Raw genomic sequence first — 16,212 nt, 5'->3', positions numbered from 1 at the left:
CTACCGTACCGCCCCGAGACGCTTTCCAAGTCGTACGTTTATGACTGAGATCTATTACCCCGCGACTGACGTTTTCGAATCAGGGTGGAACTCTTTTATCTCAATAATTGAATTTAATTATTTTTTAAACGACAGTGATATAAATCTTAATTAAACACGGTGGTTGGATGAGGTGAAAATATCCCGTAGCGTTCTTTCCCTTGCCATATTCTGATGCTATTCATCGAGAAGGCATTTTTATCATCTCATCATTAAAAATCGGCCAGTCTATATCGTATTTGGTTTTTATTGGCTTGACCGTGTTAGCAGCAGAACCGATTGCCACGAATGTGATGTTGAAAGAAAAACCGGCTAATTTTAAGTAGAATCAGTGATATTGACACCGCGAGTAACCACCAAATTTTCTTGATTACCCTTCGGTGACTCCATCGCCATTTTAGATACACAAATAATAATAGGGTTTTTTACCAACCACATTATCAATCGCCGCCTTAAAAAATGTCTGAAAATAGCAGAATAATCATTTAACAGTCAGCGAAAAAAATTTACTCACTCTATAGTCAGAGTAAACAATAGGATTATCTACATTTTTTTCGATTTTTTCTGCGGTAAAAATTCTTGGCGTACATCGCTGGCGCGATAAAGGTCATATTTTATAAAATTATTATCGATGGGATTTTTCACCGCACGGGTTGAGTGAATATGATGTAACTCATTCAGGACGGAAGTACCTCTATAACCAAACACTCTGGCCGGGACGCCAGCATCAGAGAGCGCGTTACTCATATATTGAGCTAAAGGCTTTTCGCTATCTGCGGATTCGGCACTTTCCATTTGTAGCATTCTGATATCAACAGGTAGCCCCGCGGCGGTTAATAATGGCAGGAGATCTTTAGTCACCAGATTGGCCGTCGATAAATTAAAGTTTTCTAACGTATATTTAGCCAATTTTGAGAGTTCACCCTCCGGTTTACCGTATCCGGCGATATAGAGCTTCCCCAGAGAAGATGGATTCACTTCGTCCAGGCGAATGTATTGAGTTTTTTTCAATGCCAGATAACGCCCCAACGATCTAAATTCGTCTGGATTTTTATTGTAATTAATCTTAATCAACTCTTTAGTTAAGCAACCGCCCAGTTTCTGAAATCGTTTTTCATTACTCTCGCTGTCCATATCTTTACTTTTATTTTTAGCCAACGCGGCCAAAGCCGTATTGCAAAACAGTTTCGGGTCGGCCAAAACAATAGGGTAAGGTTCCTTGCCTGATAGTATTCTTGAGCTATTTTTATCAATAACCTGACGCACTGAAACTTCATTATACAGTGGCAAATAGAAATAATTCTTTTTGAACATAACGTCTTGTTCTGGAGGTATCACTCCATTTTCTTTTAGTTTCGTCACCAATCTTTCAGCAATACCGCATTGTTCTATACCACTGATGTTTTTTACCCCAGTGATAGTATCGGAATAAATCTTCATCATGTTTTTTCGCCAATGCACATCGTTAGTCTGTTTTTTATTTATCGCAGATGACTGTGGTGCATATTTTATAACAGAAGGCCTTTGCAGCGTTGTTTTCATAGTTACCTCCAATAAGATACTTTCTAATTTATAGAGGTGAGAATAAGTAATATAATGCCTACGTCTATTATAAAACGCTCATTTCAGATTAAACATTTCATTAATTATTGATTGTCGACAATTATTAAAATATCCGATAATATTTATATCAATAATCTTTGACCGGTTGAAACTCATAATATCTATTTTTAGTAAAAATGGATGTTTTATTTTCACCTTAAAAAAAGAAAAACCGAAGGCCTGAGCATTCGGTTTCTACGGTGGCTACGCGATTAACGACTATGCGATTCACGCGTTCAAGAATAAAGATGATGCCCTTACTTGACCGGCAGCTTAATATCTTTAAACATGGCTTCAATATCTTCATTTGAACGTAAAGCAACCGCATTATCCACCACATCACGGGTCAGGTGCGGTGCAAAACGTAGAATAAAATCATACATGTAGCTGCGCAGGAAAGTACTGCGGCGGAAACCAATCTTGGTGGTGCTATAGGTAAAGATATCGCGGGCGTCTACCGTGACCAAATCAGGATCTTGAATCGGATCAACCGCCATGCTGGCGATAACCCCAACCCCTAAACCAAGGCGTACATAGGTTTTAATCACATCGGCATCGGTGGCGGTGAAGACGATTCGCGGCGTCAGTCCGGCGCGATTAAAAGCGGTATCCAGTTCGGAGCGCCCCGTGAAACCAAAGGTATAGGTCACAATAGGGTAAGCTGCCAATTCTTCAATAGTGACGTGCGCTTTTCCTGCCAACGGATGATCCGGTTTGACCACCACCGCGCGATTCCAGTGGTAGCACGGCAGCATAATCAAATCGTCATACAGATGCAGAGCTTCGGTGGCAATCGCAAAATCGGCGCTGCCTTTGGATACTGCCTCGGCAATTTGGGTCGGCGAGCCTTGATGCATATGCAGTGACACCCGCGGATAGCGTTCAATAAAACCTTTAATCACATTGGGTAAAGCGTAACGAGCCTGAGTGTGAGTGGTCGCAACATACAGTGAGCCTTTATCAGGGTAAGTATGTTCACCGGCAACGGCTTTAATCGCATCAACCTTCGATAATACTTCGCGGGCAATACGGATAATTTCCAGACCAGCCGGCGTAACCTGCGTCAAATGTTTACCGCTACGGGCAAAAATCTGAATACCCAGTTCATCTTCCAACATTCTGACTTGCTTACTGATTCCCGGCTGGGAAGTGTACAAGCCTTCAGCGGTCGAGGAGACGTTGAGATTGTGGTTTACCACCTCAACGATGTAACGTAGCTGCTGCAATTTCATATCTATACCATCCTAGGTTGAACGCTGTGATCATCTCACAGTTTGGTATATCGGTGTCACCCTGGTAAGCCAAATAGTTATTAAGTAAAAAACCATTAACGCTATTATGCCAACAGTACTGGAAGCGACTTTATAATATCTTTTAACGATAAGAAAAGTTTTAATATAACCACTATAACATTTTGCTTAGCGCTGTATAGAACTTAACAATAAAAAAACAATGGCCAACAATCTTGCCATACTCATCATTATCAAAAAAAATAAGTCGATCATATTTCGAAAATAGTCGGATTGTTAAAACTATAAAGCACTACTCCTACTTAGCCCATAAAAAAACCAGCCACAAAGACTGGTTTTATTAACAGGCATAGCGCTGCAATCACAGCGCCACAAAAACTGCCTTATTTTTTGGCTTCAACCCACTTGCCGTCGATATAGAACGCCGTCCAACCCGTGGCCTTCCCTTCCTTCTCTGACGAAACATACTGCTGTTTGGTCTTACGACTGAAGCGAACCAGGGTTTTGTTACCTTCTTTATCCGTTACCGGCGCATCGGCCAGATAACGCAGTTTCTCCGGTAAACGGTCCTTAAAGCGTACTAATTCTTCCACTAACGGCGCGCGGGTTTCGCGAGATTTAGGGAAAGTGTTAGCCGCCAGGAATACGCCCGCCGCACCGTCACGTAATACAAAGTAAGCATCGGATTTTTCGCACGGTAATTCAGGAAGCGGCACCGGATCTTCTTTAGGTGGAGCCACTTCGCCGCTGCGTAAAATTTTACGTGTATTCTTGCACTCGTCGTTAGTACAGCCCATGTATTTGCCAAAACGCCCTAATTTCAGGTGCATTTCGGAGCCACATTTCTCGCACTCAACGATTGGGCCTTCATAACCCTTAATGCGGAATTCACCTTCTTCGATCTCATAACCTTCGCAAGCCGGGTTATTACCACACACGTGCAGTTTACGGTGAGTATCGATCAGATAGCTGTCCATAGCGGTGCCACAAATCTGGCAGCGACGACGGGCGCGCAAGGCGTTAGTTTCCGCATCATCCCCTTCGAGAACGTTCAGTATTTCCGTTTCCGGCACCAGGTTAATGGTGGTTTTACAACGTTCTTTCGGCGGTAAGGCATAGCCAGAACAACCGAGGAATACGCCGGTGCTCGCGGTTCGAATCCCCATTTGACGGCCACAGGTCGGGCAATCAATGCTGGTCATCACCATCTGATTCGGGCGCATCCCGCCGTCTTCAGGATCTTTTTCCGCGGTTTCCAGTTGTTCGCTAAATTCGGCAAAAAACTCGTCGAGTACCGCTTTCCACTCAGCCTGATCGTTGGCGACCTGATCCAGACCACTTTCCATACGGGCGGTGAAATCATAGTTCATCAGCTCGCGGAAGTTCTCTTCCAGACGGTCGGTGACGATTTCACCCATTTTTTCCGCATAGAATCGGCGGTTTTCCACTCGAACGTATCCACGATCCTGAATGGTAGAAATGATAGACGCGTAGGTAGAAGGACGGCCAATACCGCGTTTTTCCAGTTCTTTAACCAAAGAAGCTTCGCTGTAACGCGCTGGCGGTTTGGTAAAGTGCTGGCTAGGAATCAGTTTTTGCAGATCCAGTTCACTGCCGACCTCAATCACCGGTAAGGTGCGATCTTCATCGCCTTTACGCAGCGCCGGCATGACTTTGGTCCAACCGTCAAAGCGTAGGGTTCGCCCTTTGGCACGCAACTGATAATCACCCGCCTGCACCGTGAGCGTAGTGGAATCATATTTCGCCGGCGTCATCTGACAGGCGACAAATTGACGCCAAATCAGCTGATACAGTTTCTGCGCATCCGCTTCCATGTCTTTCAACTGCTCGGCCAACACGTTGACATCCGATGGACGGATAGCTTCATGAGCCTCTTGAGAGTTTTCTTTGCTGCTGTACTGATTAGCCGCTGACGGCAGGTATTTTTCGCCGAAATTCTCGCCGATATAGCCACGCACCATGGTCAGCGCGTCCTGACTCAAATTGGTTGAATCGGTACGCATATAGGTGATATGACCCGCTTCATACAGACGCTGCGCCATCATCATGGTTTTCTTCACGCCAAAGCTCAAACGGGTACTGGCCGCCTGCTGCAAGGTAGACGTAATGAAAGGCGCACCCGGTTTGCTACTGGTCGGTTTATCTTCACGATCCAGTACTTTATAACGCGCAGTTTCAAGCAGCTTGAGCGCCGCATGAGTTTGTTCGCGATTAACCGGTTTGAACGGTTTATTGTGCGCATGGGTGACTTCCATTTGAATTGGAATTTCACCTTTGGCCAACAGGTCAGCATGCAGCTCCCAGTATTCTTCAGGAACAAAGGCTTTAATATCCTTTTCGCGCTCAACCACCAAACGTACCGCTACGGATTGCACTCGCCCAGCGGATAAACCGCGAGCAATTTTCTTCCATAGCAGTGGAGAAACCATGTAGCCCACCACGCGATCCATAAAGCGGCGAGCCTGCTGAGCGTTAACCCGGTTGATATTCAACTCACCCGGTTGGTTAAACGCTTGCTGAATAGCATTTTTAGTAATTTCGTTAAAAACCACGCGACTAAAACGCTTATCGTCACCGCCAATCACCTCCCGCAAATGCCAGGCAATAGCCTCTCCTTCGCGGTCAAGGTCGGTTGCGAGATAGATGTGGTCGGCGTTTTCCGCTAAAGCTTTTAGCTCGGCAACCACTTTCTCTTTGCCGGGCAGGATTTCATACTGCGCTTTCCAACCGTGATACGGGTCAACGCCCATACGGTTTACCAACGCAACCTTTTCGTCCTTTTTAACTTTCTTTTTGGGTTTGTCTTCTGTCTTGGTTTTATCTTCGGTTGAGTTAGCGCTCTTCTTGCTGGCTGAACCACTGGTCGGCAAATCACGAATGTGACCGACACTGGACTTAACCACGTAGTCATTCCCTAAATACTTATTAATAGTTTTGGCTTTTGCCGGGGACTCAACTATTACGAGAGCTTTACCCATAATTACCTTTACCTAAATTATTGCTTCTAAAAGAAGGTTTTTATCTCGCCATACCGCGGCATTCTGCATCTCTTTTTTATATTGCGGTACTTTTGCAGGAGATCAACATGTTTTTTGATCGCCGCCTCAACCCGACGATCCTAAAATCCGTATCAAACGCCCTCAAGATTTTTGTCTACGCCCAGAGGCCAGGGCATTAATTCAGCCCAATTGCGTCAACAAAACCTTCCACCTAGTAGTATAAAATCCCACACTGTACCTGATAAAAACCGCTGCGCAACCTAATTAACTCGGAATCTTAATTTAGCTAATCCCTTAAGGTTAAACGTTTGTTCACTCGCATAAACCTTAGCCTGTTTGCGGATAAACGCTAACCCGCAGTAGAATAGCGACAGAAATGACCTTAGAGGGAGAAAGATAATGTACGGTGAAACAACCCCGATTCAACGTCAGGCATTACTGACTGAAGCTAACGAAATAATCCAACAACATGAGGATTATCTGCACGGCATGGTGGCAACTGAAGTAGAGCAAAAAGGGCCGGTATTAGTTTTTCGCGGCGAATTCTTCCTGGATAAGGACGGGTTACCGACGGCGAAAACTACCGCCGTATTTAACATGTTTAAGCATTTGGCTCACGTGTTGTCGTCCAAATATCACCTGGTTGATTAACCACCGCTTTGGGGCATCTCAATTTTGCCCTGCGTCATAAAACAACAGGGGGCATTAGCCCCCTGCTTTCTTCTATTTATTACCTGACATTATTCCTGACACTGATTGCCAGCAGTGAGCCAATCGACTTACAGCAGTGGTTTCTCACCGCGCTGCCACCAGCGTAATAACAGGCGGTCGACGCTTTCTGCCGCACTACCGGTAAAACGCTCCATCAGACGTTTACGACGAGAATAACGCACGCCAATCACTTCGTGATTTTCCATCTCGGCAATCAGTAAATCATCGCTGGTGCCAATGGCATCAACCAGACCTTTTTCCTTTGCCTGAATGCCGAACCAATGTTCTCCGGTTGCCACCGAATCAATATCCAGTGAAGGTCGTTGTTGATGCACAAACTGCTTAAACAACTCGTGAGTTTCGTTCAGGTCTTCCCGGAATTTCTCGCGGCCCTGTTCGGTGTTCTCACCAAATAATGTCAGAGTGCGTTTAAATTCGCCGGCGGTATGCAATTCCACATCAATATCATTCTTTTTCAATAAGCGATGGAAGTTAGGAATTTGCGCAACAACGCCGATCGAGCCAATAATGGCAAAAGGCGCGGAAATAATGCGATCCGCGACACAGGCCATCATGTAGCCACCGCTGGCGGCCACTTTATCGACCGCCACCGTCAAACGCACGCCTGCATGGCGCAAACGTTCCAACTGGGACGACGCCAAACCGTAACCGTGAACCACGCCGCCGGGGCTTTCTAACCGCAGCAATACTTCGTCTTGCGGCGTCGCCACCGCCAGCACGGCCGAAATTTCTTCACGCAAAGAGGTCACCTCATGCGCATCGATGCTGCCTTTGAAATCCAGCACATACAGGCAAGGTTTCACCGCGGCAATAGCACCGGCCTTGGCGCGTTCTTTTTTCAGTTTCAGATCGGCTTTTTGCTGTTTTTTAAACTCTTTGCTCCAGATTTTCCGCTCGGCGGATGACATACGCGCTAGACGCATTTCCCGCTGGGTTTCCCGATACTGTTCGCCGAGATCCACCAGATTCAATTCACCCTTTGCACCTTGCTTGCGTTGCCCAAGGCTTACCACCAGCAGAACCAGTGCCCCAATAGCCACAACAACAGTGATAACCTTGGCTAGAAACAGCCCATACAGTGAAATTAACTCCACACATTCCGCCTTTCTTAATCAGTGTTGAAAGAGAGTATTTGCATTCTAGCGAACACCTGACTCGCCGTCTTGCGCAAATGATGAATTGCATTAGTTTCTCTTAAATATAAGAATGAATGTTATTCAGTAGCGGAAAAACGAAACGAAATTACCTCTAAATTGTTACAGACAAAAACATCTTCAGGGTCTTTCTGATTGAAAATGCATTTTGTTTCAGGCATATAGGAGTAATGGCTTTTTCTGATGCTCGCCATTTTCGCGCAAGATAGTCAGTAGGTTGAGCTTAGGTTCGATCGAGTTCCCTTCCGTTATCCTGCTTTGTTAACTGCCTGCTATCGCGCAAACCTGCCGATAGTGAGAGGAGTTGTTATGCATTATCAACCTAAACATGACCTTTTGACGCACCGAATTATTCTGGTAACCGGTGCCGGAGACGGCATTGGCCGCGAGGCCGCGCTAACCTACGCTCGCTACGGTGCGCGTTTGATTTTGGTTGGCCGTACTGAAAGCAAATTGGAAAGTGTTAAGCAACAAATCGAGCAGTCCGGCGGTTTACCCGCCACGGTTCTGACGCTGGATTTACTGCATGCTACCTCCGCCGATTGCCATCAGCTCGCGCAGAAAGTTGCTGAGGTTGTGCCTTATTTGGACGGCGTATTGCACAACGCCGGTTTGCTGGGCGAAGTGGTGCCAATGACCGAACAAGACGTGCAGATCTGGCAAGACGTGATGCAGGTGAACGTCAACGCGACCTTTATGCTTACTCAGGCTTTACTGCCCTTGTTGCTGAAAGCGGCTTCTCCTTCGCTCGTCTTTACCAGTTCTAGCGTTGGCCGTCAGGGGCGCGCCGGTTGGGGAGCCTATTCGGTTTCCAAATTCGCTACCGAAGGCATGATGCAGGTATTGGCCGAAGAGTATAAAACTACTAACTTACGGGTTAATTGCATCAATCCAGGCGGGACTCGCACCAAAATGCGCGCATCTGCCTTCCCGGAAGAGAACCCGAATAACCTGAAAACACCGGCTGAAATCATGCCGCTTTATCTCTATTTAATGGGCGATGATAGCCGCCGCAAAACCGGCATTAGCTTTGATGCTCAGCCGGGACGCAAAGCTGGCGCTGCCGAGTAATCTGACCGTCGAGTCGCTTTAAGGAAAGTATTCAACTATGTCTGACGATCGTCACCAACAGCGCCAACAGCGGCTGAAAGAAAAAGTCGATTCGCGCATCGCGGCAGCGCAGGAAACGCGCGGTATTTTGATTGTGATGACCGGCAATGGCAAAGGTAAAACCACCGCCGCATTCGGTACTGTCACCCGCGCCGTTGGCCACGGCCTGCGTGCGGGTATTATTCAGTTTATTAAAGGCGAATGGCCGAATGGCGAACGCAATCTGCTAGAGCCTCACGGCGTCGAATTTCAGGTTATGGCCACCGGTTTTACCTGGGATACCCAGAATAAAGCCACTGATACCGCTGCCTGTCAGGAAGTTTGGCAACATGGATTACGGATGCTGGCAGACGCCTCGCTGGATTTGGTGGTGCTGGATGAACTGACCTATATGGTCAGCTACGGCTATTTAACGCCGGAAGAGGTTATTCAAGCTTTGAATCATCGCCCTGCTCATCAAACGGTCATCATCACCGGACGAGGCTGTCATCGCGATTTGCTGGAACTGGCGGATACCGTAAGCGAGTTACGTCCGGTTAAACATGCTTTTGACGCCGGAATTAAGGCCCAGCAAGGAATCGATTGGTAACACTACATTCATTTTATAAATATGATTCTGTATGAATATGATAATTGGAAAAGCAATGGGAATAATCAGGCAGTAATATTGAAGAGATGAATGAGGAAGAAAATTTGCCGCAGTACAGAGACTGCGGCAATAAGGTTAACCGCTATTTTGATCCGCGTTTAGCGGGCGCGCCGCGGCGACCTGAAACCGGAGTGCTCGCAGAAGGGGTATTACCCGCGTTCTGACGAGTTGAGCCTTTACGGGCTGAACCTTGACGACCGGCAGTCTGCTGACGACCTGCCACTTCAGTGTGACGTTTTACCGCCCGACGAATCTGGTTAGCTTTCACACGGCGACGATCTTTTTCCACCGGCAGCTTGCTAACGGTTTCAACATCCAATTCAACCAGCTCACGCAGGTAGTTGGTGGCTTTCAAATCCAGCTCGGTCCAACCGCCACGCGGTAAACCTTTAGGCAGATTGATATCACCGTAACGCACGCGAATCAGGCGGCTGACCTGTACGCCAACGGCTTCCCACAGACGGCGAACTTCGCGGTTACGCCCTTCGGTCAGAGTCACGTTGTACCACTGGTTCAAACCTTCCCCACCCTGGAAACTGATGGTGCGGAATGCGGCCGGGCCGTCTTCTAACTGTACGCCGCGGCTCAGTTGTTTGATTTTTTCATCATCAATCTGGCCAAAGACACGTACGGCATATTCACGTTCAACTTCGCGGCTTGGGTGCATCAGGCGGTTTGCCAGCTCGCCATCGGTGGTGAACAACAGTAAACCTGAGGTGTTAACGTCCAAACGACCTACGGCGACCCAACGGGAACCGCGCAGTTTAGGTAAACGATCGAACACCGTTGGACGGCCATCGGGATCGCTGCGGGTACACAGCTCGCCTTCCGGTTTGTAATAGGCTAAAACCCGGCATACCGCTTCTTCCGATTCAGTGATCGATAGAACGCGGCCATCCAGGCGAATTTTGGTGGACTGAGCCACTTCAACGCGATCGCCCAACTTTGCCACTTTGCCGTCAACGCTGACGCGGCCCTGTTGGATGATCCCTTCAATTTCACGGCGTGAACCATGACCGGCACGCGCCAGAACTTTCTGTAACTTCTCGCTCATTGAGCAACCTCTAATGTCGCCTTCACAGGCGTCGTGTTATATATTTTTATCAATCGCTTACCCCGAAATGAGTCTAACCAACTGATTGGAATACATTTTAGAACTAAGCATGTCGATAAATCCGCCCTATAGGCAGCCACACAAGCCAGTCCGTGGTCGGTTATTTTACACTAATTTTCTGCCCAATGATTCTAATAAATCTCACCGTTGCAGAGCACATTCGTCTCTGCCGGCATCAGCCACCACAGCAATGGGCAAAATAACGCCTTTTCTGCGTGAGCATTTGCTCAGGATAGAGGCGGAATGAGAAAAGTAGCGACGTTTGGTGGCCAGAAGACGGCCAGTTTAGGGAAAAAATATGAGACATTATCGGGTCTGGACAAACGCCAAACCCGATAAATATGACCGTTTCAGGAAAATTATCGGAAAGGTCGGGCGTCGCCAGCCCCTTCACGAATCACTTCCGGCGCAGATTCGGTCAGATCGACAACCGTGGTTGGCTGCTGGCCAAGGGATCCACCGTGAATCACCAAATCAACCTGTTTACCTAAATGATCGCGAATTTCTTCCGGATCGGATTCGGCAAAATCATTCCCCGGCAGCATAAGCGTCGTGGACATCAGCGGCTCACCCAATACGTCCAGCAGCGCCAACGCAATAGGGTTAGACGGCACGCGCAGCCCTATCGTTTTACGTTTGTCATTCATCAGGCGCCGAGGCACTTCCTTGGTCGCTTTTAAAATAAAGGTATAGTTACCCGGTGTATTGTTTTTGATCAAACGGAAAGCGGTGTTATCTACGTAGGCGTAGGTAGACAATTCCGAGAGATCGCGGCAAACCAGAGTGAAGTTATGGTTACCATCGAGCTGACGAATCCGACAAATACGCTCCATCGCCGCTTTTTCTTCCAGACGACAGCCCAGCGCGTAGCCAGAATCCGTTGGATAAACAATCACACCGCCTTTGCGTAACACGTCTACGCTCTGATTAATTAAACGCGGCTGTGGGTTATCCGGGTGAATATAAAAAAATTGACTCATAACTCTACCTCATCGTTCAACGTGTCTTCGGTATGGCTGGCTTCTACGGGCCAATCACGCCACACCGGTTCCACCCCAGCGGGCAGCCACAGTTTGCGGCCCAGCTCAATCCAGGAACAAGGCTGATGAAAATCAGACCCCTGGGATGCAAGTAAATGATAGTCACGCGCATACTGCGCCAACTGGGCTCGCTCGTGCGGTGCCTGCTGGCACTGAGCGACTTCCATTGCGTCTCCGCCTTGCTCGGCGAAATAAGCCAACAACCGTTTCAACCATTTGGTGGAAAGATCATAACGGCCAGGGTGCGCCATTACCGCCAGTCCGCCAGACTGATGAATGGCTTCAACCGCTTGTTCTATTGTACACCACTGCGCCGGGACATAACCGGTCTTGCCTTTCGCCAGAAATTTTTTAAATACCTGGCCGACGTTCGACGCGAATCCCAGTTCCACCAGATAACGAGCAAAATGGCCGCGCGTCACCTGCCCGCCGCTGGCCAGTCGGTTCGCCCCTGCCCAAGCATCAGGAATACGTGCTTTCTCCAGACGGGCGCTGATTTCCATCGCTCGCTGATGGCGATGATCTGACTGCTGTTGCAGCAAACCGCAAATCGCTGGATGGCTGATATCGATATTCAGCCCAACAATATGAATTTCATGATTTTCCCACAGCGTTGAGATTTCCACCCCGTTAATCAACCGTAGCGCTAACCCTTGCTCATCTATAGCCTGCGCCGCCTCGGCCAGTCCGGCGGTGGTGTCATGGTCGGTTATGGCCAATACCCCCACGCGCATTGATGCCGCACGCGCCACCAATTGCGAGGGCGTTAATAACCCATCGGAGGCAGTGGTATGGCTATGGAGGTCATACAGGGTAAAAGCGGTCGGTTCAATTGTGGTGTCAGTCAAAGCTAGGATCCGAATCAGTCTGGGCGGCCTATCATAACCGCTAACCCGCTGCAGATGTTAACCAATCTTGACAAAGGCGATGCGGGTGGATGAAAAAGCGCGTTAAAAAACAAGATTGAGGGGTTGACAGCAACCCCTAGAACTAGTTTACTAGTACACGAGTTCACTGGCAGAGCGAATAATTCGGTTGAGTAATAGCAAAGTACCATCGAAGAGTATTCTCGGTACAAAGCGGTCAGCCAGAACGGTAATAAGTTGAAGTAAAGTAGCGAAAAAAACGCTAGTTGAGGACAGCGGTAAGCTGATCCAGCCCCATAAACTGAATGCAATCATAAAGAGACTGATGATGAACAACTATATGACTTCTCTACTTCGTTGGTGGCATAGCTCCCTTTTTCGGGCGGTGTAATCACGCATATCAGTCATCAGACCATGCAGATTGCTTCAGCCCGCTCATTCGCGGGCTTTTTTATGGACAGAATCAGGGTTAAATCAATGCAAACAGTACGCCCCACATTAAAACTACTCACGGCTGAAGCCTGTTATAGGGACGACCCAACCGCCCTTTTCCACCAGCTGTGTGGCGCTCGCCCGGCAACGTTGCTGCTGGAATCCGCCGAGATAACCAGCAAGCAAAATCTGAAAAGCTTGCTGGTAGTTGATAGTGCGCTGCGCATCACCGCGTTAGGTCGTCAGGTCAGCATTCAGGCACTGAGTCGCAACGGCGCGGCGCTGCTGCCACTGCTGGATGCAGCATTGCCCGAGCAAGTAAAAATCGAAGAGCGTCCTATCGGCCGCGAGCTCACCTTCCCGCCGATCAACGATATGCAGGACGAAGATTCCCGCCTACAGGCGCTGTCAGTGTTTGACGCGTTGCGCCAGTTATTAACGCTGGTAGAAACACCGGCCGACGAACGCGAAGCCATGCTGTTAGGCGGTCTGTTTGCCTACGATTTGGTCGCCGGATTTGAAGACCTGCCGCCACTGCGTCAGGAGCAACGCTGCCCGGATTTTTGTTTCTATCTGGCAGAAACTTTGCTGGTACTGGATCACCAGAACCGCACCGCCCGTTTACAAGCCAGTCTGTTCACGCCAGATACAGAGGAACAATACCGTTTACAGCAACGCCTGAAGCAATTGGTGCAACAAATGCAGCAGGTTCCGCAGCCGATTCCAGCGGTGTCCGTGCCGGAAATGGCACTGAACTGCAATCAGTCCGACGAGGAATACTGTCAGGTAGTCAGCGGCTTGCAGCAGGCGATTCGCGCCGGAGAAATTTTCCAGGTGGTGCCTTCGCGCCGCTTCTCCCTGCCTTGTCCGTCGCCGCTGGCTGCCTATCAAACGCTAAAAGACAGCAATCCCAGCCCTTACATGTTCTTTATGCAGGACAACGAATTTACTCTGTTCGGCGCATCGCCAGAAAGCGCCTTGAAATACGACGCGGACAATCGCCAGATCGAAATTTACCCCATTGCTGGAACCCGCCCGCGCGGGCGTCGAGCCAACGGCGAGCTGGACCGAGATCTGGACAGCCGCATCGAGCTGGAAATGCGTACCGACCATAAAGAGCTGGCGGAGCATCTGATGCTGGTGGATTTGGCACGCAACGATTTGGCGCGAATTTGCGAGCCAGGCAGCCGTTACGTAGCGGATTTAACCAAAGTAGACCGCTATTCCTTCGTGATGCATCTGGTTTCCCGCGTTGTCGGCGCGCTACGACACGATTTGGACGTTCTCCATGCTTATCAGGCCTGTATGAATATGGGCACCTTAAGCGGCGCCCCCAAAGTTCGCGCCATGCAGCTTATTGCTCAAAGCGAAGGCACACGACGCGGCAGCTATGGCGGAGCAGTCGGTTACTTGACCGCGCACGGTGATTTGGATACCTGCATTGTTATTCGCTCGGCTTATGTCGAAGACGGCGTAGCGACGGTACAGGCCGGTGCAGGTGTCGTTCTGGATTCCATCCCGCAGGCCGAAGCCGATGAAACCCGTAACAAAGCGCGAGCGGTATTGCGCGCTATCGCGACCGCTCATCAGGCAAAGGAGATTTTCTAATGGCCGATATTTTACTGCTCGACAACATTGACTCCTTTACCTACAACCTGGTGGATCAGCTACGCGCCAGCGGTCATAAAGTGGTGATTTACCGCAACCAGATCGCCGCCGACACCATTACCGAGCGCTTGCAACAGATGTCTCAGCCGGTGCTGGTGCTGTCACCCGGCCCCGGTACGCCAGCGCAAGCAGGTTGTATGCCGGAATTATTGCAGCGCCTACGCGGTCAACTTCCCATTATCGGGATTTGTTTGGGACATCAGGCCATTGTGGAAGCCTACGGCGGCTACGTAGGTCAGGCGGGAGAAATCCTGCACGGTAAAGCCTCGACGATTGAGCACGATGAACAAGGTATGTTCGCCGGTATGCCGAATCCACTGCCGGTCGCCCGCTACCACTCGCTGGTCGGCAGCAATATTCCCGCCGAACTGACGGTTAACGCGCATTTTAACCAAATGGTAATGGCGGTTCGTCACGATGCTCACCGGGTTTGCGGCTACCAGTTCCATCCGGAATCCATTTTGACCACTCAGGGCGCTCGTTTACTCGAGCAAACTCTGGCCTGGGCTTTGGCGTAACTTTTCAGGAACTCATCATGCATAATTTATTTGAAAAACTGTTCCGCGCCGAGCCACTGACTCAGCAGGAAAGCCAGCAATTATTTACCGCCATCGTGCGAGGCGAGCTGGAGCCTAGCCAACTGGCGGCGACTTTAATCAGTATGAAAGTTCGGGGGGAAACGCCGGCAGAGATCGCCGGGGCAGCACAGGCGCTCTTGGCCGACGCGCAGCCATTCCCTCGCCCGGATTACGCCTTTGCCGATATCGTCGGCACCGGCGGCGACGGCACTAACAGCATTAATATCTCCACGGCCAGCGCCTTTGTGGCTGCTAGCTGCGGGATGAAAGTAGCCAAACACGGCAACCGCAGCGTGTCTAGCCGTTCTGGATCTTCAGATTTGCTGGCAGCCTTCGGCATTCGTTTGGATTTGACCGCCGAGCAATCTCGTCAGGCGCTGGATGAATTAGGGATTTGTTTCCTGTTCGCACCGCAGTATCACACCGGTTTTCGCCACGCGATGCCGGTACGCCAACAGCTGAAAACCCGCACCCTGTTTAACGTGCTGGGCCCGTTGATAAATCCGGCGCGCCCACCGCTGGCGTTAATCGGGGTATACAGCCCGGAATTGGTGTTGCCGATTGCCGAAACACTGCGAGTGCTGGGTTACCAACGTGCGGCAGTGGTTCACGGTGGAGGAATGGATGAAGTGGCTATCCACGCACCCACTCAGGTAGCGGAACTGAAAAACGGTAAGATCCAAACCTATCAACTGACGCCGAAAGACTTTGGTTTATCAACCTATCCGATGGCGTCCTTACAGGGCGGCTCACCGGAAGAAAATCGTGACATTCTGGCGAGGTTGTTACAAGGTAAAGGCGAACCTGCCCACGCGGCGGCGGTAGCGGCTAACGTGGCGCTGTTGCTGAAATTAAACGGGCAGGAGAATTTACGTCAAAACGCACATCAGGCTATGGAAATAATTCATAGCGGCAAAGCTTTTGAGCGAGTTATCGCACTGGCAGCGAGAGGATAGAT

11 protein-coding genes, 1 pseudogene and 1 other annotated feature are annotated in these 16,212 nt (G+C 49.3%); of the genes and pseudogenes, 5 read left to right on the top strand and 7 right to left on the bottom strand.

The features are described from left to right. Positions 1–582: 582 nt before the first annotated feature. The 3 genes from ACQ4OC_RS03240 to topA all read right to left on the bottom strand — a co-directional run bounded on the left by ACQ4OC_RS03240 (position 583) and on the right by topA (position 5,890). On the bottom strand, positions 583–1,581 hold the full coding sequence (locus ACQ4OC_RS03240) for a hypothetical protein (RefSeq protein ID WP_120805466.1): 999 nt from the start codon (positions 1,579–1,581) through the stop codon (positions 583–585). 317 nt (positions 1,582–1,898) lie between these two features. Continuing rightward, the gene (gene cysB, locus ACQ4OC_RS03235) at positions 1,899–2,873 is read right to left on the bottom strand and encodes an HTH-type transcriptional regulator CysB (protein WP_064513658.1); all 975 of its coding nucleotides are present in this window, start codon (positions 2,871–2,873) and stop codon (positions 1,899–1,901) included. Positions 2,874–3,274: 401 nt separating this feature from the next. Then, positions 3,275–5,890 carry a type I DNA topoisomerase gene (topA, locus tag ACQ4OC_RS03230; protein WP_064513656.1) on the bottom strand — a complete coding sequence of 872 codons (2,616 nt, stop codon included), beginning with the start codon at positions 5,888–5,890 and terminating at the stop codon, positions 3,275–3,277. 420 nt (positions 5,891–6,310) lie between these two features. Between topA and ACQ4OC_RS03225 the strand changes: the two genes are divergently transcribed. Beyond that, complete coding sequence (locus ACQ4OC_RS03225; protein ID WP_064513654.1) at positions 6,311–6,562, top strand: YciN family protein; 252 nt, start codon at positions 6,311–6,313, stop codon at positions 6,560–6,562. 128 nt (positions 6,563–6,690) lie between these two features. Here ACQ4OC_RS03225 and sohB read toward each other — a convergent pair whose 3' ends face one another. Further along, positions 6,691–7,737, bottom strand: coding sequence for a protease SohB (gene sohB / locus ACQ4OC_RS03220; protein ID WP_064513652.1), 1,047 nt, complete (start codon positions 7,735–7,737; stop codon positions 6,691–6,693). Between the two features lie 369 nt (positions 7,738–8,106). Here sohB and ACQ4OC_RS03215 point away from each other — a divergent pair, with 369 nt between their 5' ends. Then, positions 8,107–8,868: a YciK family oxidoreductase gene (locus tag ACQ4OC_RS03215; protein WP_430970924.1), complete on the top strand. Its 762-nt coding sequence runs from the start codon at positions 8,107–8,109 to the stop codon at positions 8,866–8,868. Positions 8,869–8,905: 37 nt separating this feature from the next. Further along, a complete protein-coding gene (cobO, locus tag ACQ4OC_RS03210; protein WP_430970923.1) occupies positions 8,906–9,496 on the top strand; it encodes a cob(I)yrinic acid a,c-diamide adenosyltransferase in 591 nt (196 codons plus the stop codon). A 142-nt stretch (positions 9,497–9,638) separates the two neighbouring features. On the opposite strand, the gene rluB is transcribed toward cobO, so the two are convergent. The 3 genes from rluB to rnm form a co-directional block, all read right to left on the bottom strand. After that, on the bottom strand, positions 9,639–10,610 hold the full coding sequence (rluB, locus tag ACQ4OC_RS03205) for a 23S rRNA pseudouridine(2605) synthase RluB (protein ID WP_049598247.1): 972 nt from the start codon (positions 10,608–10,610) through the stop codon (positions 9,639–9,641). Positions 10,611–11,029: 419 nt separating this feature from the next. Further along, a complete protein-coding gene (locus tag ACQ4OC_RS03200) occupies positions 11,030–11,650 on the bottom strand; it encodes an L-threonylcarbamoyladenylate synthase (RefSeq protein WP_064513647.1) in 621 nt (206 codons plus the stop codon). Next, positions 11,647–12,567 (bottom strand): RNase RNM, encoded by a 921-nt coding sequence (gene rnm / locus ACQ4OC_RS03195; protein ID WP_430970978.1) that lies wholly within the window; start codon positions 12,565–12,567, stop codon positions 11,647–11,649. Before rnm ends, ACQ4OC_RS03200 begins: the two co-directional genes overlap by 4 nt. A 361-nt stretch (positions 12,568–12,928) precedes the next feature. After that, positions 12,929–13,031 (top strand) — a sequence feature (Trp leader region). A gap of 22 nt (positions 13,032–13,053) precedes the next feature. Here rnm and ACQ4OC_RS03190 point away from each other — a divergent pair. Beyond that, the gene (locus tag ACQ4OC_RS03190) at positions 13,054–14,616 is read left to right on the top strand and encodes an anthranilate synthase component 1 (RefSeq protein WP_064513643.1); all 1,563 of its coding nucleotides are present in this window, start codon (positions 13,054–13,056) and stop codon (positions 14,614–14,616) included. Next, positions 14,616–16,210: pseudogene (gene trpD, locus ACQ4OC_RS03185) on the top strand (bifunctional anthranilate synthase glutamate amidotransferase component TrpG/anthranilate phosphoribosyltransferase TrpD). The gene ACQ4OC_RS03190 and the pseudogene trpD overlap by 1 nt, the downstream one beginning before the upstream one ends. Positions 16,211–16,212: the final 2 nt, after the last annotated feature.

This window comes from Yersinia sp. J1 (genome assembly GCF_050586585.1).
Taxonomy (GTDB): Bacteria; Pseudomonadota; Gammaproteobacteria; order Enterobacterales; family Enterobacteriaceae; genus Yersinia; species Yersinia entomophaga.
This window is presented reverse-complemented; position numbering and strand designations above follow the sequence as displayed.